Origin of the sequence: Sphingomonas aurantiaca (assembly GCF_003050705.1) — a bacterium.
GTDB lineage: Bacteria > Pseudomonadota > Alphaproteobacteria > Sphingomonadales > Sphingomonadaceae > Sphingomonas > Sphingomonas aurantiaca.
Window position 1 is genome coordinate 201,082 of record NZ_QAOG01000006.1, and the last position, 18,960, is coordinate 220,041.

General features: G+C 65.7%; 17 protein-coding genes and 2 tRNA genes. 7 read left to right on the forward strand and 12 right to left on the reverse strand.

Annotated features, from left to right (window positions below; translation table 11 throughout):
• The first annotated feature begins 151 nt into the window (after positions 1-151).
• On the forward strand, positions 152-1,255 hold the full coding sequence (locus tag C8J26_RS16570; RefSeq protein ID WP_107959317.1) for an NADH:flavin oxidoreductase/NADH oxidase: 1,104 nt from the start codon (positions 152-154) through the stop codon (positions 1,253-1,255).
• Between the two features lie 58 nt (positions 1,256-1,313).
• Here the strand turns inward: C8J26_RS16570 and C8J26_RS16575 are convergent, their stop codons facing one another.
• Genes C8J26_RS16575 through C8J26_RS16585 form a run of 3 tightly spaced genes read right to left on the reverse strand, consistent with a single transcriptional unit; the run spans position 1,314 to position 4,753 of the window.
• Positions 1,314-2,117 carry an SDR family NAD(P)-dependent oxidoreductase gene (locus tag C8J26_RS16575; protein ID WP_107959318.1) on the reverse strand — a complete coding sequence of 268 codons (804 nt, stop codon included), beginning with the start codon at positions 2,115-2,117 and terminating at the stop codon, positions 1,314-1,316.
• Positions 2,118-2,145: 28 nt separating this feature from the next.
• Positions 2,146-3,969 carry a glycoside hydrolase family 15 protein gene (locus tag C8J26_RS16580; protein ID WP_107959319.1) on the reverse strand — a complete coding sequence of 608 codons (1,824 nt, stop codon included), beginning with the start codon at positions 3,967-3,969 and terminating at the stop codon, positions 2,146-2,148.
• A complete protein-coding gene (locus C8J26_RS16585; protein WP_107959320.1) occupies positions 3,962-4,753 on the reverse strand; it encodes a glucose 1-dehydrogenase in 792 nt (263 codons plus the stop codon). Before C8J26_RS16585 ends, C8J26_RS16580 begins: the two co-directional genes overlap by 8 nt.
• Positions 4,754-4,933: 180 nt before the next feature.
• On the opposite strand from C8J26_RS16585, the gene C8J26_RS20560 reads away from it, so the two are divergent.
• Positions 4,934-5,086, forward strand: coding sequence for a hypothetical protein (locus C8J26_RS20560; protein WP_167398873.1), 153 nt, complete (start codon positions 4,934-4,936; stop codon positions 5,084-5,086).
• Between the two features lie 22 nt (positions 5,087-5,108).
• Here C8J26_RS20560 and C8J26_RS16590 read toward each other — a convergent pair whose 3' ends face one another.
• Positions 5,109-5,375: a hypothetical protein gene (locus C8J26_RS16590; RefSeq protein ID WP_107959321.1), complete on the reverse strand. Its 267-nt coding sequence runs from the start codon at positions 5,373-5,375 to the stop codon at positions 5,109-5,111.
• A gap of 105 nt (positions 5,376-5,480) precedes the next feature.
• Here C8J26_RS16590 and C8J26_RS16595 point away from each other — a divergent pair.
• Positions 5,481-5,570 (forward strand) — tRNA-Ser (locus C8J26_RS16595).
• Between the two features lie 2 nt (positions 5,571-5,572).
• On the opposite strand, the gene C8J26_RS16600 is transcribed toward C8J26_RS16595, so the two are convergent.
• Positions 5,573-6,217, reverse strand: coding sequence for a glutathione S-transferase (locus C8J26_RS16600; RefSeq protein WP_107959414.1), 645 nt, complete (start codon positions 6,215-6,217; stop codon positions 5,573-5,575).
• A gap of 138 nt (positions 6,218-6,355) precedes the next feature.
• Between C8J26_RS16600 and C8J26_RS20955 the strand changes: the two genes are divergently transcribed.
• Both C8J26_RS20955 and C8J26_RS16610 read left to right on the forward strand, forming a co-directional pair.
• Positions 6,356-6,559 carry a DUF5818 domain-containing protein gene (locus tag C8J26_RS20955; protein WP_056415133.1) on the forward strand — a complete coding sequence of 68 codons (204 nt, stop codon included), beginning with the start codon at positions 6,356-6,358 and terminating at the stop codon, positions 6,557-6,559.
• Between the two features lie 139 nt (positions 6,560-6,698).
• The gene (locus tag C8J26_RS16610) at positions 6,699-7,214 is read left to right on the forward strand and encodes a Ros/MucR family transcriptional regulator (protein ID WP_107959322.1); all 516 of its coding nucleotides are present in this window, start codon (positions 6,699-6,701) and stop codon (positions 7,212-7,214) included.
• A 51-nt stretch (positions 7,215-7,265) separates the two neighbouring features.
• Here C8J26_RS16610 and poxB read toward each other — a convergent pair whose 3' ends face one another.
• Positions 7,266-9,005 (reverse strand): ubiquinone-dependent pyruvate dehydrogenase, encoded by a 1,740-nt coding sequence (gene poxB / locus C8J26_RS16615; RefSeq protein ID WP_107959323.1) that lies wholly within the window; start codon positions 9,003-9,005, stop codon positions 7,266-7,268.
• A 328-nt stretch (positions 9,006-9,333) separates the two neighbouring features.
• Between poxB and C8J26_RS16620 the strand changes: the two genes are divergently transcribed.
• Positions 9,334-11,718 (forward strand): TonB-dependent receptor, encoded by a 2,385-nt coding sequence (locus C8J26_RS16620; protein ID WP_208631430.1) that lies wholly within the window; start codon positions 9,334-9,336, stop codon positions 11,716-11,718.
• A gap of 20 nt (positions 11,719-11,738) precedes the next feature.
• Here the strand turns inward: C8J26_RS16620 and C8J26_RS16625 are convergent, their stop codons facing one another.
• From C8J26_RS16625 to C8J26_RS16650, 6 genes are all read right to left on the reverse strand, one after another.
• Positions 11,739-12,503 carry an MBL fold metallo-hydrolase gene (locus C8J26_RS16625; RefSeq protein WP_056415139.1) on the reverse strand — a complete coding sequence of 255 codons (765 nt, stop codon included), beginning with the start codon at positions 12,501-12,503 and terminating at the stop codon, positions 11,739-11,741.
• On the reverse strand, positions 12,500-13,291 hold the full coding sequence (locus C8J26_RS16630) for a TatD family hydrolase (RefSeq protein WP_107959324.1): 792 nt from the start codon (positions 13,289-13,291) through the stop codon (positions 12,500-12,502). Before C8J26_RS16630 ends, C8J26_RS16625 begins: the two co-directional genes overlap by 4 nt.
• Positions 13,291-14,838 (reverse strand): methionine--tRNA ligase, encoded by a 1,548-nt coding sequence (metG, locus tag C8J26_RS16635; protein WP_107959325.1) that lies wholly within the window; start codon positions 14,836-14,838, stop codon positions 13,291-13,293. The genes C8J26_RS16630 and metG overlap by 1 nt, the downstream gene beginning before the upstream one ends.
• A gap of 50 nt (positions 14,839-14,888) precedes the next feature.
• Positions 14,889-15,866, reverse strand: coding sequence for an AAA family ATPase (locus C8J26_RS16640; RefSeq protein ID WP_107959326.1), 978 nt, complete (start codon positions 15,864-15,866; stop codon positions 14,889-14,891).
• 28 nt (positions 15,867-15,894) lie between these two features.
• Positions 15,895-17,058: a D-alanyl-D-alanine carboxypeptidase family protein gene (locus tag C8J26_RS16645; protein ID WP_107959327.1), complete on the reverse strand. Its 1,164-nt coding sequence runs from the start codon at positions 17,056-17,058 to the stop codon at positions 15,895-15,897.
• 106 nt (positions 17,059-17,164) lie between these two features.
• Positions 17,165-18,211, reverse strand: coding sequence for a lytic murein transglycosylase (locus tag C8J26_RS16650; protein ID WP_107959328.1), 1,047 nt, complete (start codon positions 18,209-18,211; stop codon positions 17,165-17,167).
• Positions 18,212-18,399: 188 nt separating this feature from the next.
• On the opposite strand from C8J26_RS16650, the gene C8J26_RS16655 reads away from it, so the two are divergent.
• Positions 18,400-18,476, forward strand: a tRNA-Pro gene (locus tag C8J26_RS16655).
• Positions 18,477-18,960: the final 484 nt, after the last annotated feature.

Genomic DNA, 18,960 nt, shown 5'->3' on the forward strand with positions numbered 1-18,960 from the left:
GACCGCAGCTTTATCGCGGTGCAGCATTGCTTGGCGTGAAACCCGTCCGCCGCTTCCTATGTTCCCAGTTCCGCAGCGAGTTTTCGCCGCGCAATTCTTATCAGCAAGGGACGACCATGCGCACTTCTCTCACCGTCGGATCGACCATCGCATGAGCGGGCCGAAACTGTTCGCACCGCTCACGATCGGCAACCTGACGCTCGCCAATCGTATCGTCATCGCGCCGATGTGCCAATATTCGGCAAGCAATGGCTGCATGAACGACTGGCACCAGATCCACCTCGGACACCTCGCGCTGTCGGGTGCCGCGCTGCTGACGATCGAGGCGAGCGCGGTGGTGCCCGAGGGGCGGATCACGTACGGCGATGTCGGGCTGTACGACGATGCGACCGAGGCCGCGATGGCGGGCGTGATCGAGAGCATCCGGCGCTGGTCCGACATGCCGATCGCGATCCAGTTGTCGCACGCGGGGCGGAAGGCATCGTGCGAGGTGCCGTGGAAGGGCGGGCTCCAGATCGCGCCGGGCGAACCCAATGGCTGGCAGACCGAGGGACCGTCGACCGTCCCGTTCATTCCCGAGGAGAACGCACCGGTCGCGCTCGACCGCGAGGGACTGGCACGGGTCCGCGATGCGTTCGTGGCCGCGACGGTGCGCGCCGCTCGGCTCGGGATCGACGCCGTCCAGCTGCACGCCGCGCACGGCTATCTGCTCCACGAATTTCTGTCGCCGCTGTCGAACCGTCGCGAGGACGAGTATGGTGGCAGCCTTGAAAACCGGATGCGGTTCCCGCTCGAGGTGTTCGATGCGGTTCGCGCGGCATTCCCGGCCGAGCGCGCGGTGACGATGCGCGTGTCGGGCACCGACTGGGCCGAGGGCGGCTGGAACTCCGATCAGACGGTGGCGTTTGCTAAGGCGCTCGAGGCGCGCGGCTGCAGCGCGATCCACGTCTCGAGCGGCGGCACGACGCCCGCGCAGCAGATCCCCGTCGGGCCGAGCTACCAAGTACCGCTCGCACGGGCCGTTAAGCAGGCGGTGTCGATCCCGGTCGTCGCGGTCGGGCTGATCACCGACTATGAGCAGGCCGAGGCCATCGTGGGTACGGGCGATGCCGATATGATCGCGCTCGCCCGCACGATCCTCTACGATCCGCGCTGGCCCTGGCATGCCGCGGCGCATCTGGGCGGGAAGGTCAAGGCGCCGAACCAGTATCTACGGTCGCAGCCGCGGCAATTTAAGGATCTGTTCGAGGCGTAAGGCCTGCATTTAACCCTGTTCCCCCGCCTCCGCGGGGGAACAGGCTCTTAGCGGCAGCTCAGCCCGCGACGGTCATGACCGAGCCGGAATCGACCCGGATATCCGCGCCGTTGATGAAGCTCGCCCGCTCGGAGCACAGGAATACGATAGCAGACGCGACCTCTTCCGCGGTGCCACGGCGCTTCAGCGTCATGCCCGGGCGCTCCTCCTTGAGAAACGTCTCGATCGCCTCGTCGAAGCTCGTTCCGTTCTCGTCGGCGCGCTTCTGCATCATCTTGTCGGTCATCGGCGTCGCGATGAACGCGGGCGATACCGTGTTCACCAGCACGTTGTCGCAGCCATAGGCCTTTGACAGCCCCTTCGACAGGCTGGAGATGCCCGCCTTCGATGCGCAATAAGCGAGTTCGTCGACATAGGGCTGCACCGCATCCTCCGAGCTCATCAGCACGATGCGGCCCCATTTGCTGGCGCGCATCGCCGGGATCGCCTCTCGGCAGACGCGCACCGCACCCATCAGGTTGATGTCGATCGTCGACTGCCAGCCTGCATCGTCGACATCGAGGAAATCGCCCGTCGCGCCCGTCACGCCTGCGCAGTTGACCAGGATGTCGGGCTCGCCGAGCTTCGCGCGGACCTTCTCGAACAGTGCCGTGACGTCGTCGAGCTTGGTGAGGTCCGCCTCGACCGCGATGATCTCGCCATGCGCCTTCAGGTCCTCGACACTGGAGTCGAGGTCGCCGCCCGGCTGGTCGGAGATCGCGACCCGTACGCCTTCCTGCAGCAGCATCCGGGCGGTTTCCTTGCCCATGCCGCTGTCCGCGCCGGTCACGAGCGCGATTTTGCCTGCGATATCGAGGTTCATGCTGTCGTCCTTGTGGTGGTGATGAAAATCATGCCCATTCCCGCGGACCGTCGCTGTCGAGCGCGCGGTCGAGGTAGAAGGCGGCACTGATCAGCGCGAGATGGCTAAAGCCTTGCGGGAAATTGCCGAGGAAGCTGCCATCCTGCGCGATCTCTTCGGCGAACAGCCCGACATGGTTGGCGTGCGCGAGCAGCTTTTCGAAGTTCAGCCGCGCCTCGTCGAGCCGCCCTGCCCGCGCGAGGCATTCGACATACCAGAATGAGCAGGCGACGAACGTCCCCTCCTGCCCCGGCAAGCCATCGTCGATCCGGTAGCGATAGACCTGGCCGTCATCAGACAGGTCTTCGCCGATCGCCTTTAGCGTCGCGAGCCACTTCGGATCGGTCGCGCCGATGAAGCGCACCAGCGGCATCATCAGCAACGCGCCGTCGACGGCCTTGTCCTCGGGTGCGTCGCCGATCGCACGGACGAAGCGGCCGAGATCGTCGTCCCAGAACTGCGCCCAGATATCGTCATGGATCGCCGTCCGTGTTTCCGACCAGCGCACCAGCGGCGCCGGGAGCGAGCGCTTCTGCGCAAGCCGCACCGCGCGATCGATCGCGACCCAGCTCATCAGCCGCGAGTGCAGATAATGCTTCTTCGGTCCGCGGACTTCCCAGATCCCCGAATCCGGCGTCGCCCAGGTATCGCAGACCTGATCGACGATCCGGCCGATCGCTACCCAGGAATCATGCGCGATCGCCTCGCCATATTTGCTGCCGAGATACGTCGCGTCGAGCAGCGCGCCGTAAATGTCGTGCTGTGTCTGGTCCTTGGCCTCGTTGCCGACGACGATCGGCGCGGCGCCGCCAAAGCCGCGGAGGTCCAGCTTGCGCTCGTCGGCGATCTCGCCGCCGTCGAGCGCGTACATCACGCCGAGATGCCCCTTAGAACACGCCTGCGCGCGATCCATCGCCCAGTGGAGGAAGCCGACCGCCTCCTCCTGATAGCCCAGGCGGATCAGCGCATAGACGGTGAACGAAGAGTCGCGGATCCACGTCGCGCGGTAGTCCCAGTTGCGCACCCCGCCCGGCGCTTCGGGCAGGCCGAAGGTCGCTGCGGCGGCGATCGATCCGTGCTTGCGCGAGGTAAGCAGTTTCAGCGCCATCGCCGACCGCTCGACCGTCTCGCGCCAGCGACCGCGATAGCGCGAGGTGCGGCTCCAGCTCCGCCAATACGCGATGTCGCGTTCGACGATGGCATCGAGCGCATCGGTGTCGAGCGAGACGTCGTCCGGGTTGCTCAGGATCAGCGAGACGGTGTCGCCTTCAGCAAGATGGATCTCGGCGGTCAGGTCGCACCCGTCGGCAACCAGCGACCCTGCGCCATGCAGCGCGAGCGCAAGCCCGCTCTCATGATCGAACCGCCCGCGCGAGACGTCTGTGCCGTCCGTCGTCACCGAGGCCTTGCGCCCCACGACGCCATAGTCGAACCGCGGCGCGCACCGCACCCGCACCGTCGCCGATCCCCGCGTGCAGGTCAGTCGCCGGACCAGCCGCGACGGCGCATCGTCCGCGTCATTGCCCACCGGCATGAGGTCGATCAGATCGACGCTCGCCGCGTCGGCCATCCAGCGGGTGAGCAGGATGTTGGTTTCGGGCAGGTACATCTGGACGATGTTGGCCCCCGGCAGATCGGGCTCGGCGGCGAAATACCCGCCCGTTTCGGTGTCGAGCAATCGCGCGAATACCGATGCGCTATCGAGGCAAGGCCAGCAGAGATAGTCGATCGTCCCCGCCGTATCGACCAGCGCGACGGTTTCCAGATTGCCGATCGCGCCATGATCCGCGATCGATATGGTCGCCTTATCCATTGTCGCGGAAGCCCGGATACAGGCTCATCCCGCCGTCGATCGTCAGCGTCGATCCGACGATATAGTCTGCTGCATCCGAGGCGAGGAACAGTGCCACCCGCGCGACATCGTCGGGATCGCCGATCCGGGCATAGGGAATGAGTTCGAGCAGCTTGTCCTGGTCGGCGGTGGCATCCGCGTTGATCTCGGTCGCGATCGCGCCGGGGGCGATGCCGTTTACGCGGATCCGGTCGCCCGCAACCTCCTGCGCCAGCGTCCGCATCAGCATCCCGCTGCCACCCTTCGACGCGGCGTAATTGGCGTGCCCGGCCCAGGGGATGACCTCGTGTACCGAACTCATGAACAGGATCTTGCCGATCGCGCGGCTGACGCCGCGATCGCCCTGCGTGCGAAACCGCCGCACCGCCTCGCGCGAGACGAGGAACTGCCCGGTCAAATTCACGTCGATGACCCGCTTCCAGTCCTCGAGCGACAGCTCGGCATAGGGCGCATCCTTCTGCATGCCCGCATTGGCGAACACGATGTCGACGCCGCCGAACCGCGCGACCGTTTCGTCGAACAACTTCAGCACCGCCGCCTCGTCCGACGTGTCCGCTTCGCACGCAAAGGCCTCGCCGCCGGCCTGCACGATGTCCTCGACGACCGCGCGCGCCTTGTCCGCGCTGCTGTTGTAGTTCACCGCGACCTTCGCGCCCGCCTTCGCAAACGCGATCGCGGACGCACGGCCAAGCCCGGAACTCGCGCCGGTGACGATCGCCACCTGGCCTGTCAGGTCGATATGCATGGCTGGTCTTTCGCTGGGGATTATCGCCGCTCAACGCGCCCCGGCGAAAGTTTATCCCTGCGCACGCTCGACATCGCCCGCAGACGGCGGGGCTAAGCCCTTGACGGTGCACAGCGTTGCATCGCCAACCTTTGGTTAACGGTTGGCGGGCATGGTGGGGCGATCGAAAGGATCGACCCCATGGCACGCCACCAGGACATCTTCACGCTCGTCGGCAATCGCATGCGCGCACCGCTGCACCGCGACGACTGCGCCTCCGTCTTTGAGCGGCCACCGATCGCCGACCTGATCCGCCGGATCGACCAGGCGCTGCAGATCCGCCGCGCCGCCTGACGCCGGCAGGCCGCTCCGCGGTTCAGTCCTCGGAGGTCTCGGACTGTCTCAGGACGCTCGCATAGAGTTCTGCCGCGCGCAGCTCGCGCGGGTCCTTGAACGCGAGGTGTGGCGCGGGCGCCTCGCCCGTCGCCCGAAGCACCGCCCATAACGCAAAACGCCGGCCCGGCTCCCGCTCGGTGCCGAACGCGAGCGAGAGCCGGTCCCGCCCCGCCGCCAGCGCGGTGGGGTCGAGCGTATCGATGTCGGTCGTCCCGAAAAAATGGTGCGAGATCGCGTCAAGGTCCATCGCGCTCCCATGCGGTCAGCGGCGTCGCCGCGCAACCCGCAGGCTATGTCCGGCGAGTGTTGCGAACACCGCGTGCATTGCCTAGATGCGCTCACCGACTGGCCTGGAAGAGTGTCCGAGTGGTTTAAGGAACTGGTCTTGAAAACCAGCGATGGGGTAACTCATCCGTGGGTTCGAATCCCACCTCTTCCGCCAGGTCAGCAGTTTTCGGACATATCCGCAGGAAAGACGACCGGCGCATCCCCGTCCTGCCATGGCGCGAACCTGGTCATCGCGCGGCCGAACAGCGGCGATCCGAGGAACGTCGCCAGCCAGCGCTGCAGCGCCGGTAGCGGCAACGCGTCGAAATAGCCGCGATCGGTTTCGGCAAACTGGCGCACGAACGGCAGGATCGCGATGTCAGCCATCGACAGACGGTCCCCATCCAGCATCGGACGACGATCGAGCCGACCGTCCAGCCTCTGCATAAACCGCGTTGCCTCGGCCCGGTGATCGACGGCATCCGCCGGATAGCGATCGGCATATTTAAAGCGGTCAAGGTGATGCTTGAACGCGCCGTCAGTGTCGGCGACGAGCATCGCGTCGTCCGGCGACATCCAGTCGGCTGCTCCGCTCTCCGCCGTGGCCCACCGCATGATGTCGAGACTTTCGTCGAGCACCCGCTGGTCCGGCAGGACGAGCACCGGCACCGTCGCCTTTGGCGAAACCTCCAGCATCGCCGCGGGTTTGGCACGCAACACGACTTCGCGCAGTTCGACCGCCACGCCGCGCATGAGCAACGACAGGCGCGCACGCATCGCATAGGGGCAGCGGCGGAAGCTGTAGAGGATCGGTAGCGTCATCGGACCGGGCTTACCCGATCCCGTCGAGCCGATCACGGGCACAGTTGGCCCCGATCCGTTGGCAGCGATCGCCGTACCCCGTTATGCGCCATGCAGATCGTATAGTGATCCGCATGCGGATTCGTGCGTTGTCCGCGAATGACGAACACAGGCACACCGATAGACGAAACAGGCACGCTGATCCGCGAGGGTGGAGCATTCCTATTGCAACGCGATTCAGGCGGTCGTTACACGCTGCAACTTGGCCGAATGCCGGTTGATCATGTGCAGAAGCGCGTACGTATAATCGGCGTCGCGATCGCACCGGATCTGATCAGCGTCGATGGGGTATCGAGTGCGTGATTGTGCGTGATCGAAAGAATTTCGCTGACCCGCGCAATTTCGAATAGTGTCTAATATTTCATAACTTCGTGGCTTTTCATTCTGTTGCACACGTTGTAGTCCGCCCTCCGCCGGGGGGCAGTAGAAACAAGGACTGAGTGTGACCGATACAATCAACCCCGTGGAGCTTGCTGCGGAACTGACTGCAGCTTGGCTGGCCAATCCGAACACGCGCACGTCGGCGGATGATGTTCCCGCGTTCCTCGTGTCGATGCATGCCGCCGTCATCAAGCTCACCGACGGCAGCGATGCCGAAGCCGCCGCTGCGCCTTCGCAGAGCCATGAGCCTGCGGTTACCGCGCGCAAGTCGCTCGCGTCGCCCGATCACATCATCTCGATGCTCGACGGCAAGAAGTACAAGACGTTGCGTCGCCACCTGACGACCAACGGCCTGACGCCTGAACAGTATCGCGAGCGCTTCAACCTGAAGGCCGACTATCCGATGGTCGCTGCGAACTATTCGGAAGCACGCCGCGCAATGGCAAAGTCGATCGGTCTCGGTCGCAAGGCCGGCAGCACGGTCGAAAAGACTGTGGACTCGGCGGGCAAGACGGTTCGCAAGAGCGGCAAGGCCGCACTCGACGCCGCCAAGAAGACGCTCGGCAACGAAGAGTAATAACGAGCGGGGAAGGTCTAGGGACCTTCCCCGTCTCGCATGCGGCCCGGCTCAGAGGCCAGGCAGCGCCATCCGCAAATTCGTCTTGGCCAGTTCGATCACTTCATCGCCGCGACCGTTGAGGATCGCCTTGGCCATGTAGAGGCTGAACCCCTTCGCCTGTTCGGCCTTGATCGACGGCGGCATCAGCAGTTCATACGACGCCGTCTTCACCGAAACGAGTGCCGGACCGTCATGCGCAAACGCACGGCGCAGCGCCTCCTCCAAATCGGCAGACTCGGTCACGGTGATGCCGAGCATCCCCGATGCCTGCGCGATCATCGCGAAATCCGGGTTCTCCAGCTTGACGTTCACGTCGAGGAACCCACCCGCCTTTTGCTCCAGCGCGACGAAACCCAGTTCGCCATTGTCGACGATCACGATCTTCACCGGCAGATCGAGCTGTTTGAGCGTCAGCAGATCGCCCATCGACATCGCGAACCCGCCATCCCCCGACAGCGAGATGACCTGACGCCCGGGACAGGCCGCCTGCGCGCCGATCGCCTGCGCGAGCGCGTTCGCCATCGATCCATGGTTTGCCGAGAACAGCAAGCGCCTGCGGCCGTTCACGGTGATGTAGCGGCACTCCCAGGCAGTCGGCGTGCCGACGTCCGCGGAGATGACCGCATCGTCCGCTGCCAGATCGCTCAGCATCTTCGCCAGATATTGCGGATGGATCGGGCGGCCGGGTTTGGACGGCGTGGCCAGATCGTCCAGCCCCTTGCGCGCGCTCGCATAATGTTTGCGTGCGGCATCGATGAACGTGCGATCGGTGCGCCGCTCCAGGCGCGGCAGCAGCGCGGCGATCGTCTCGCCCACGTCGCCGACGATCCCTAGCTCGAGCGGCGCGCGCTTGCCGAGCTGCGACGGATCGCGATCGATCTGAACGATCTTCGCGTCCTTGGGATAGAAGTTGCGATACGGAAAATCGCTGCCGAGCATCAGCAACAGATCGCAATTCTCCATCGCCTGATAGCCCGACGAGAAACCGATCAGCCCGGTCATCCCGACATCGAACGGATTGTCCCATTCGACATGCTCCTTGCCCCGCAGCGCATGGACCACCGGCGCGCCGAGCGTATCGGCGAGCGCCACGACCGCGTCATGCTGTCCCGCGCACCCCGCCCCGCAGAGCAACGTCACCGCCTTAGCGTCGTCGAGCAGCGTGACAAGCGTATCGATATCGGCGGCGTTGGGCACGATCCGCGGCGCGTTCAGAGCGGGGAACGTCCCCGTCGCACCCTTGGGCGCGTCGAGCAAGGCCACGTCGCCGGGCACGACGATCACCGCGACGCCACGCTTGCCGATCGCCGCGCGCATTGCCCGGTGCATCACCTCGGGCATCTGCGCCGGGTTGGTAACAAGCTCGACGAAGTGGCTGCATTCGCGGAACAACTCCTGCGGATGCGTCTCCTGGAAATAACCCAGGCCGATCTCGGACGACGGAATATGCGCGGCGATCGCGAGCACCGGCACATGGTTGCGGTGACAGTCGAACAGCCCGTTGATCAGGTGCAGATTGCCCGGCCCGCAACTCCCCGCGCAGACCGCGAGCTCGCCCGTCATCGCCGCCTCCGCCCCGGCCGCGAACGCCGCGACCTCTTCGTGGCGGGTCATCATCCAGTCGATCCGGCCCAGCTTGCGGAGCGTCTCGTTCAGGCCGTTGAGGCTGTCGCCGGTCACGCCCCATATCCGCTTGACGCCGGCATCGGCGAGCGTGAGCGCCATGATATCCGCGATTGTATGAGCCATTGCGCGTGCTTTTCCCATGTGATGACCCGCAACGTCTTCCGCGACCGGTCGTCGTCAGGCGCATGCGGTGTTCACCCGAATCAAAGCGTCGCCGGCGCGATCGGTTCCGCACGCACGGATCTAATCTGCCGCAAGTTTCTCCAGGCAGCGGCGATCGTGCCCGGTGTTGCGGATCGGTCACGCTGGCCCCGCGAAATTTCATCCGTGCAAACGAGCGTCGCGGAAATACGTACCGGACATCGAAACGTCATCGAAACGTCGTCGCCCGGTAACGCGCCACGCCGATGGGCGCGGTGGACGCTGCGCCATGGCAGCGAAGGGGACCATCATGAACCGTCTTTCCGGCCTTTTCGCCAGCGTCGCCGTGCTGGCGATCGCTGCACCCGCCGTCGCGCAAAACGCCCCTTCCCCGGCGCTGGCGCCAGCGGACCAGCCGCTCCCGGCCGACGGCGCAGCCACCGATGCAGCTCAGGGCACTGGCGAAGACATCGTCGTGCTCGGCTTCGGCCAGAGCCGCCAGATCCAGAGCATCACCGCAGCCGATCTCAACCGCCTCACGCCCGGCTCGAGCCCGTTAAAGGCGATCGAGAAGCTGCCGGGGGTCAATTTCCAGGCGGCCGACCCGTTCGGCGCCTATGAATGGGCGGTGCGGATCTCGCTGCGCGGGTTCAACCAGAACCAGCTCGGCTTCACGCTCGACGGCGTACCGCTCGGCGACATGAGCTATGGCAATGTCAACGGCCTGCACATCAGCCGTGCGATCCTTTCCGAGAACGTCGCCCGCACCGACGTGGCGCAGGGCGCAGGCGCGCTCGGCACCGCCTCGACGAGCAACCTCGGCGGCACGATCGAGTTCTTCAGCGACGCGCCGCGCGATACGGGCAACGTCACCGGCGGCGGCACCTACGGGTCGGACAACACCTATCGCGCGTTCGCCCGCATCGACAGCGGCGATCTCGGCGGCGGGCTCAAGGGCTATCTGAGCTATGGCTATCTCTCGACCGACAAGTGGAAGGGCGACGGCGTCCAGCGCCAGCACCAGGCCAACGGCAAGATCGTCAAGGATTTAGGCACACTCGGCAGCCTGTCGGCGTTCCTGAACTTCTCGGATCGTCGCGAGCAGGACTATCAGGATCTCAACCTCAACATCATCAACCGCCGCGGGCTGCGCAACGACAACATCGCCGACAATTACCCGCTGGCGCTGCAGATCGCCAAGGTCGCGCAAAACCAGGCCGCGGTCGCCGCTGGCACCGCGCAGCCCTGGACGGGGGCCGGTACGACGTTTCCGACGGGGTTCGGCACGGTCGACGACGCCTATTACGATGCGGGCGGGCTGCGTCGGGACTATCTGGGCGGTGTCACGTTCGACGCGCATCTGACGCCCGAACTGTCGCTGACCACGACCGGCTATTATCATGACAACAAGGGCCAGGGATCATGGATCACGCCCTATTCGCCGACCCCGGCCGGCGCCGCAAACGCCGATGGCACACCGATCGCCGCGGCAAGCCCGCTCGGCTTCCGCACGACCGAATATGCGATGAAGCGCGGCGGCGCGCTGAGCAATCTGGTGTATGAGACGTCGGCGAACACGCTGGAGGTCGGCGGCTGGCTGGAGAGCAACACGTTCACGCAGGCGCGCCGCTTCTACGGCATGACCGACAGCGCGACGCCAAACCGTGACACGCTGGAATTCCAGAAGAACCCCTACCGGACGCAGTGGGACGGCAAGTACAGCACCGACACGATGCAATATCATGTCGGCGACACGATCAGGCTCGCCGACGACCGGCTGACGCTGAACGCCGGGTGGAAGGGCTTCTACGTCGTCAACCGCGCGGTCATGCTGCCGGCGACGACCTCGCCGCTCGCGATCGGACGGATCACCGCAAAGGACTGGTTCCAGCCCCAGGCGGGCATCCTTTTCAAGCTCGCGCCATCGACCGAACTCTTCGCCGACTATAAGGAAAACGTCCGCGCCTATGTGTCGTCGGCGACGACCGGCCCGTTCTCGACCACGCAAGCCGGGTTCGACGCGATCCGCGGCCGGTTGAAGCCCGAACGCTCCAGGACCGCGGAGGGCGGCCTGCGCTTCCGGACCGGACCGTTCCAGGCGTCGGCGGTCGGCTATTACATCGATTTCGCCAACCGGCTGCTCGGCTTTGCCAACGGCGCCGGGATCATCGGCAACCCCGCGACGCTCAACAACGTCGGCAGCGTCCATACCTATGGCGCAGAGGTCGCGGTGAATTACCGCGTGTTCCGCCCCCTGTCGCTGTTCGCCAGCTATTCGTACAACAAATCGAAATATGCCGACGACGTCCTGTCTGCGACCGGCGCAGTGCTCGTGGCAACCGATGGCAAGATGGCCGTCGACAGCCCCGAGCACATGCTCAAGGGCGAGGTCGTCCTGGAACAGTCGGGCTTCACCGCACGCGTCGGTGCCGATTACATGAGCAAGCGCTACTTCACCTATCTCAACGATCAGTCGGTGCCCGGGCGCGTGCTCGTCGATGCGAGCATCGGCTATCGTTTCGAGGGCGACGGCGCGTTGCACGGCGTCTCGATCCTGGGCAGCGTCACCAACCTGACCGACAAGAAGTACATCGCGACGATCGGCTCGAACGGCTTCACCGCCAGCGGCGACAACCAGACGCTGCTGGCCGGCACCCCGCGCCAGTTCTTCGTCTCGCTGAAAAAGGGGTTCTGAGCCTCGGGCTCGTGCGGCCGTCAGGCGGTCAGCACGAGCCCGTCATAACCAGGTTCGACACCGGCCGGCAGCTCGTCGCACAACGTCGCATAGTCCATCGTATTGTCCATATGGATCAACGCAGTCTGCCTTGGCGTCAGGCGTTCGACCCATCCGAGTATGGCGGGCAACGCCATGTGCGTCGGATGCGGACGCCTTCGCAGAACGTCGACGACCCAGACGTCTAGATCCTGATACAGCGTGGCCATATCATCGGTCATCACGTTGAAATCGGTCGCATATCCGATCGACACGCCCGCCGCCCCGAACCGCAGGCCAGCGGCGTGGATGCTGCCGTGTGGCTGGTCGGTCACACGGATATCGATACCGCCGATCGTCAGCCGGTCGGGCAACACCTCGGCCGCGATCGTCGGCGGGTAACCGGGGCGACCATGAAACGCATAGGTGAAGCGCGCATCGAGCGCCGCGAGCGTGAAGGGCCGCGCATAGCCGCGAACGGGCGTACCGCTTGCGTGGAACAGCTGCCGCAGATCGTCGATCCCGTGGCAGTGATCCGCGTGATCGTGCGTCCAGATCACCGCATCGACCCGGTCGATATCCGCCGCGAGCAGCTGTTCGCGCATGTCGGGGCTCGTATCGATCAGGATCCGCGTACCGTCATGCTCGACCAGCGCGGACGCCCGCGTGCGGCGATTGCGCGGCTCGGTCGGGTCGCAGTCGCCCCAGTCGTTACCGATCCTCGGCACGCCGGAGGACGTGCCCGAACCGAGGATCGTGATCTTCATGCGATCGCCCCGGACACCCGCGTCTTGGCGAACAGCGCGTGGAAATTCTCGGCGGTACGTCGCGACAAGTCCTCGACAGTTTCGCCGCGCAGGTCGGCGAGAAACTTGGCGGTGTCGGCGACGAAACCGGGCTCGCCAGTCTTGCCCCGATGCGGCACGGGCGCGAGGAACGGCGCGTCGGTCTCGATCAGCAACCGCTCGATCGGCAACCGCGCGGCGGTCTCCTGCAGGTCGCGCGCGTTCTTGAACGTCACGATTCCCGAGATCGAGATGTACAGCCCCATGTCCAGCGCCTTGTCGGCAAACGCACCGCTCGCGGTGAAGCAGTGGATGACGCCCGTATAGGCCCCCTTCGCCATCTCTTCCGCCATGATCGCCGCGGTATCGTCCTCGGCATCGCGGGTGTGGACGACGATCGGCAGGCCGGTCTCGCGCGACGCCGCGATGTGCGCACGAAAGCTCGCCTGCTGGCGTGCCCGGTCCGACGTATCGCGGAAATAGTCCAGACCGCTTTCGCCGAGCCCGACGACGCGCGGATGCTGCGCGCGCGCGACGAGCTTGGCGGCATCGACGTCGGGATAAGTATCCGCCTCGTTGGGATGGATCCCGATCGTCGCCCAGACATCGGGCTCGCGCTCGGCGGTAGCGACGATATCGTCCCACTCGCTTTCGCGGGTCGAGATGTTGAGCATCGCCGTTACACCGCGCGCACGGGCGCGCGCGAGGACCGCCTGCTGGTCCTCAACGAGGCCCTTGTAGTTCAGATGGCAATGGCTGTCGGCGAGCATCAGGCCTCCGCAGGCAGTTCGAGACGGGGGAACACCGGCGCAGGCGGCGCGATGCGGAAGTCGGAGGCGGCGACGCGGTCGTACCAGCCATCGTCGTCGATTGCGGCATGATCGCGCTCGGTCGCGCCGATCTGGTCGAGCACCTTGCCCGCCGAGTCCGGCACGACCGGCAGGATCGCGATCGCGAGCATGCGGATCGCGCGGACCAGCGTGCCGAGCACCGCGTTCATCCGCTCGGGATCGGTCTTGCGCAACGCCCAGGGTGCCTGCGCGTCGATATACTGGTTGCACGCGAACACGCCGCGCATCCACGCCTCGATGCCCTGCGACAGCGCGAGGTCCGCGAACCCCGACTTGAACCCGGCACAGGCGATAACGACCTCCTCGATCAGCATCGCATCGGCCTCGTGGACCGTACCCGCCGTGGGAAACTCGCCGCTCAAATTCTTGGCGATGAACGACAAAGTTCGTTGCGCAAGGTTGCCGAAGCTGTTCGCCAGCTCGGCATTGACGCGGGTAACGATCGCCTCGGGCGAGTAGCTGCCATCCTGGCCGAAGCTGACGTCGCGCAGGAAGAAATAGCGCAGCGCATCGACGCCGAACGCATCCGCCAGCGCCATCGGATCGACGACGTTGCCGACCGACTTCGACATCTTCTCGCCACGCGTGAGCAGGAAGCCGTGCCCGAACACGCTCTTGGGCAGCGGAACCCCCGCCGAGAGCAGGAACGCCGGCCAGTACACCGCGTGGAAACGAACGATATCCTTGCCGATCAGATGGATATCCGCCGGCCAGTATTTCGCCTTGTCGCCGGTCATGTCGGGATAGCCGATACCGGTCAGATAGTTGGTGAGCGCGTCGACCCACACATACATGACATGGCCGGGGCTGCCGGGGACGGGCACGCCCCAGTCGAAGCTGGTACGCGAGACCGACAGATCCTTCAGCCCGCCCTCGACAAAGCGCATCACCTCGTTGCGACGGCTCTCCGGGCGGATGAAGTCGGGGTTGGCGGCAAAGAGATCGAGCAGCGGCTGCTGATATTTTGACAGGCGGAAGAACCAGGTCTCCTCGGCAGTCCATTCGACCGGCGTACCTTGCGGCGAGCGGCGATCGTCGCCCTCCCCGGTCAATTCGGATTCGTCGTAGAACGCCTCGTCGCGGACCGAATACCAGCCCTCGTACCGATCGAGATACAGGTCGCCCGCATCCGCCATCGCCTGCCAGATTGCCGCGCTCGCCGCGTAGTGATCCTCGTCGACAGTGCGGATGAACCGGTCGTACGAGATGCCAAGACGATCCGCCATCTCATGGAAATACGACGACATTTCATTGGCCAGGTCGCGCACCGGGATATCGCGCTCGCGTGCGGTCTGGACCATCTTGAGGCCATGCTCGTCGGTGCCGGTCTGGAACAGCACGTCGCGCCCGGCCTGACGCTGGAAGCGGGCGATCGCATCGGCGGCGATCATCTCATACGCATGGCCGATATGCGGTCGGCCATTGGGATAGTGGATTGCGGTGGTGATATAAAAGGGGTCGGCCATGCCGCGCTCCTAGAGCATCACCCCGATCAGGTGAAGCCTGTGCCGCGCGATCACTGGCGTAATGTCGCGACGATCCCCGCCATCTCGAACACCGTCGCCTGCGCATCGAGCGACAGGCCGATCGCGGCCCCCGCCAGATCGCGCGCCGCGGCATGCGCGTCGAGCGCGGACCGCAGAGCCTGCCCGGACCGGGCCCGTGCCGCATCGGCGATAAACACAGGCGCGCGATCGAGAAACGCCTCGTAGCGCGGTTGCGCCGCCTTCAGCGCCAGCGCCTTAGCCAGTTTAAGCCTAAGTCCATTGTCACGGTCGCCGCCCTGCGCAATCGCCGCGATCGCGTCGTCGATCGCCGCGATGTCGAGCCCGGCATAGCGCAGCGCGCGTCCGGGCGCACCGTCGCTCGCACGAACCAGCGCGGCCACCTCGTCCTCATCCGCCTCGGGGCGCAGCGTCCGGATCGCGGTCGCGACCTCGTCGGTATCGAGCGCCTCGAACCGCAACAGGCGACAGCGCGATCGGATCGTCGGCAGCAACCGCCCCGGCGCATGGCTGACGAGCAGGAAGATCGTCCCCGCGGGCGGTTCCTCGAGATTCTTGAGCAGCGCATTGGCCCCGCCCCGCTCCAGATCGTCGATCGCATCGATGACGACCACACGGCGCGGGCTCATCGACGGCGTCGTGGCGAACAAGGGCTGCAACGTCCGGACCTGCGCTATCGTGATGCTGCGCGCGAGGTCCTGGTCGGGCTTGTCGGGATCCTTGGGCAACCGCGCGAGAACGCGGAAGTCGGGGTGCGAGCCCGCCTCCATCAGCGACCGCGTCCGGTTGCCCTCGGGCACCGCCAGCCCCGTCGAACCGTCATCGGGATTGGCCGCGTCCGCCAGCATCCGCATCGCCGCGGCGCGCGCGAAGCTGGCCTTGCCGACGCCCTGCGGCCCCGCAATCAGCCACGCGTGATGCAGCGAGCCGCCGCGCATCGCTGCCAGAAAGGCAGCCTGCGCGGCGGTGTTGCCGATGATCGGCGTCATGCCTGCACGACCATCGGCGCCGGGGTCATCAGCCGAAAAAGCCGGTCAGCCCTGCCCAAGCGCGACCGAAGAAGCCGGCCTCGGCGACATCCTTCTCGGCGACCAGCGGCATCGTCTGCTGGAGACCGTCGGACGTGGTGACGACGAGATCGGCAACATGCTGCCCCGCCTTGATCGGCGCCTTGATCGGGCCGTCATAGACGACCTTGGCGGTCATCGTCGGCGAGGTGCCCGCGGGCAGCGTCACGGTCAGCGCCTTGGGGGCGACGAGCCCGACCGACGACGCATCGCCGAGCTGCACCGCGGCGGTCTCGACCTTCTTGCCCTTGGCGACGATCGGCTTGGACTGCCACGCGCGAAAGCCCCATTCCATGAAGCGGACCGACTCCTCGGCGCGCTGGCCCGAACTCGTCAGCCCGGCGACCACCATCACGAGGCGACGCCCGTTCTGCACCGCCGAGCCGGTGAAGCCATAGCCGGCCTCCTCGGTGTGACCGGTCTTCAGGCCATCGGCGCCCGCGACGCGACCGAGGATCGGATCGCGGTTCGCCTGGGTAATCGCGCTGCCACCCATCGTCTTGCCCCAGGTGAAGTCGCGCTTCGAATAGAATTGCTTGTACAGATCGGGATAGTTGGTGATCGTCGCCGCGGCCAGCTTGGCGAGATCATGCGCGGTGACATAGGTCACGCCGTTGTCGGGCCAGCCGTTCGCAGTGCCGAAATGGCTGTCCTTGAGACCCAGTTCGGCCGCCTTGCGGTTCATCCGCTCGGTGAACGCCTGCTCCGAGCCCGAAATCCCCTCGGCGAGCACGATGCACGCGTCGTTGCCCGACAGCGTGACGATGCCGTACAGCAGATTGGCGACGCTGACATTCTCACCCGACGACAGGAACATCGTCGAACCCGCGGACGGACCATGCCATTTCGCCCAGGTCTCAGGCCGCACGGGCATCATCTGGTCGAGCTTCAGTTCGCCCTTCTTGACCATGTCGAACGCGACATAGACCGTCATCATCTTGGCGAGCGACGCCGGCGGCATCCGGCGATCGGCGTCACGCGCGAACAGCACCGCACCCGACGACAGGTCCTCCATATAGGCGATCGGCGCGGCGGTCTGGAACTGGGGCGCAGCGGCGATGGACGGGTGCGCCAGCGCGAGCGCGACGAGCGGTGCGACGATCAGCTTCTTCATGGGGTATTCCGTGAGCAAAAGGGAACTCGATCCGTGGGCAGGATGTGATGCAGGTCATAGCCGCGCCCGGCGACCGCGTCACGCCCGCGTTGCGCGTAAATTCGGCCTAGCGCTCGACCGCATCGGCGAGCAGGCCGACCGACAGCGCATAGAAATTCGAGCAGTTGTAATCGAGGATCACGCGGTAGTTGCTCGTCAGCAGATAGGCGGTAGCCCCCTGCCCGTCCGGCTCGAGCAACGTCGCCATCACGCTGTCGGCGGGCAGGCTGCGGCCTTGCGGCGCGATCCCCAGCGCACGCCACTCGGCGATCGTCCGCCACCCGCTATGCCGCTCGAACACGCGCGGGCAGCGTGGCGAGACGAGCCGGTTGCGGACCTGCGATCGGTCGAATGTCGCGGGAACGGTGACGGCGACACCCCAGGGCTGGCCCGCGCGCCAGCCGGCATCGACGAAGTAATTGCCGATCGACGCCAGCGTATCCGCCGGGCTGTTCCAGATATCCGCGCGCCCGTCGCCATCGCCGTCGCGCGCGAGGCGCAGATAGATCGACGGCAGGAACTGCGGGTTGCCCGTCGCGCCCGCCCAGCTTCCCTTGAGCTGGTCGCGCGTCACGCCACGATCGAGCATCTTGAGCCCGGCGATGAACTCGCCCGCGAACAGCGATCGCCGCCGCCCCTCATAGGCAAGGCTGGCGAGCGACCGAAGCAGATCGAAATTGCCCGTATAGCTGCCGTAATTCGTCTCATGCCCCCAGATCGCGACCATGATCGATTCGGGGACGCCGGTGGTCTGCTCGATCCGCTGCAACCGCGAGCGTTGCGCCAGATAGGTCTGGCGCCCGCGCGCGATCCGCGCCGCGTCGACATGCTGCGCACGGTACGGCGCGAACGCCGGGACCGCGCTGCTACTTGTCGCGCCCGGCTGCTGCCGGTCGAGATCGATCACCCGCTGGTTGAGCGTCAGCGTCGGAAACACCGCGTCAGCCGTTCGCGTGCTGACACCGTCCGCCAGCGCCTGCCGCCGCAGCGCGACGAGATACGCCTGAAACCCAGCATCGTCCTGCGCCAGCGCCGGGCTGCTCCCGGCCAGCACGGCAACCAAGCCGATAACGATCCTGCGCAGTCGCGCCGTTGCTGTCGATGTCCCACCCATGAGTGGGCTCTGCCACAGACCCGCCGCGATCGGAACCTCGCATCGTCCCGCCCGACGCACGTGCGGCCGTACGCCTCTCGCGGCGTGCCGGCTAACGCGCGCCGCACGGCCTGACGGGCGTCTTTCGCCGCGCGAAACACGATGCCGCTTGCCATCCGGCGAAATCAGCGGCTAAGGGCCGTCGCAGTCGGGGAGTGGCGCAGGCTGGTAGCGCACCTGGTTTGGGACCAGGGGGTCGCAGGTTCGAATCCTGTCTCCCCGACCATCATGAGGTACTTCGATCATCACTCGTCGCCAATATGGCGATCGGGCATGGTCGTACCCACGACTTTACCCTTCGCTGCACCCATTGGGGGCGATGGACGAGGCTTATCGAACCTAAAGTTGCGCGGTAGCTATCACTGGCGGGAAGATGACCGTGGTCGACGGGGCTGCCCCCCGATCAGCTGAAACAGATACTCAGCGATGCATCGCGCTGGCAGTCGAAGCGCATCAAGCTCGATTGGCCCGGCAGCCCAGCCCGGAGGGAGATCACCCCACGATCGATGCCATCTATGCTGAAGCGTAGGCTCTCCTTGCCTGCAAGGGCCTCGACGGCTGACGGCATTGGACGAGCATGACCACTTGATCGATGCCAGCTCGAGCAAGGAGCGCGCGAGGGCGGTGGCGGATGTGGTGTGCGATCTTCACAACGCCGATCCGGTTTCGAAGGCTCGGCAGCGCGCGGGCGCGATCGCCGCGATCTTCTC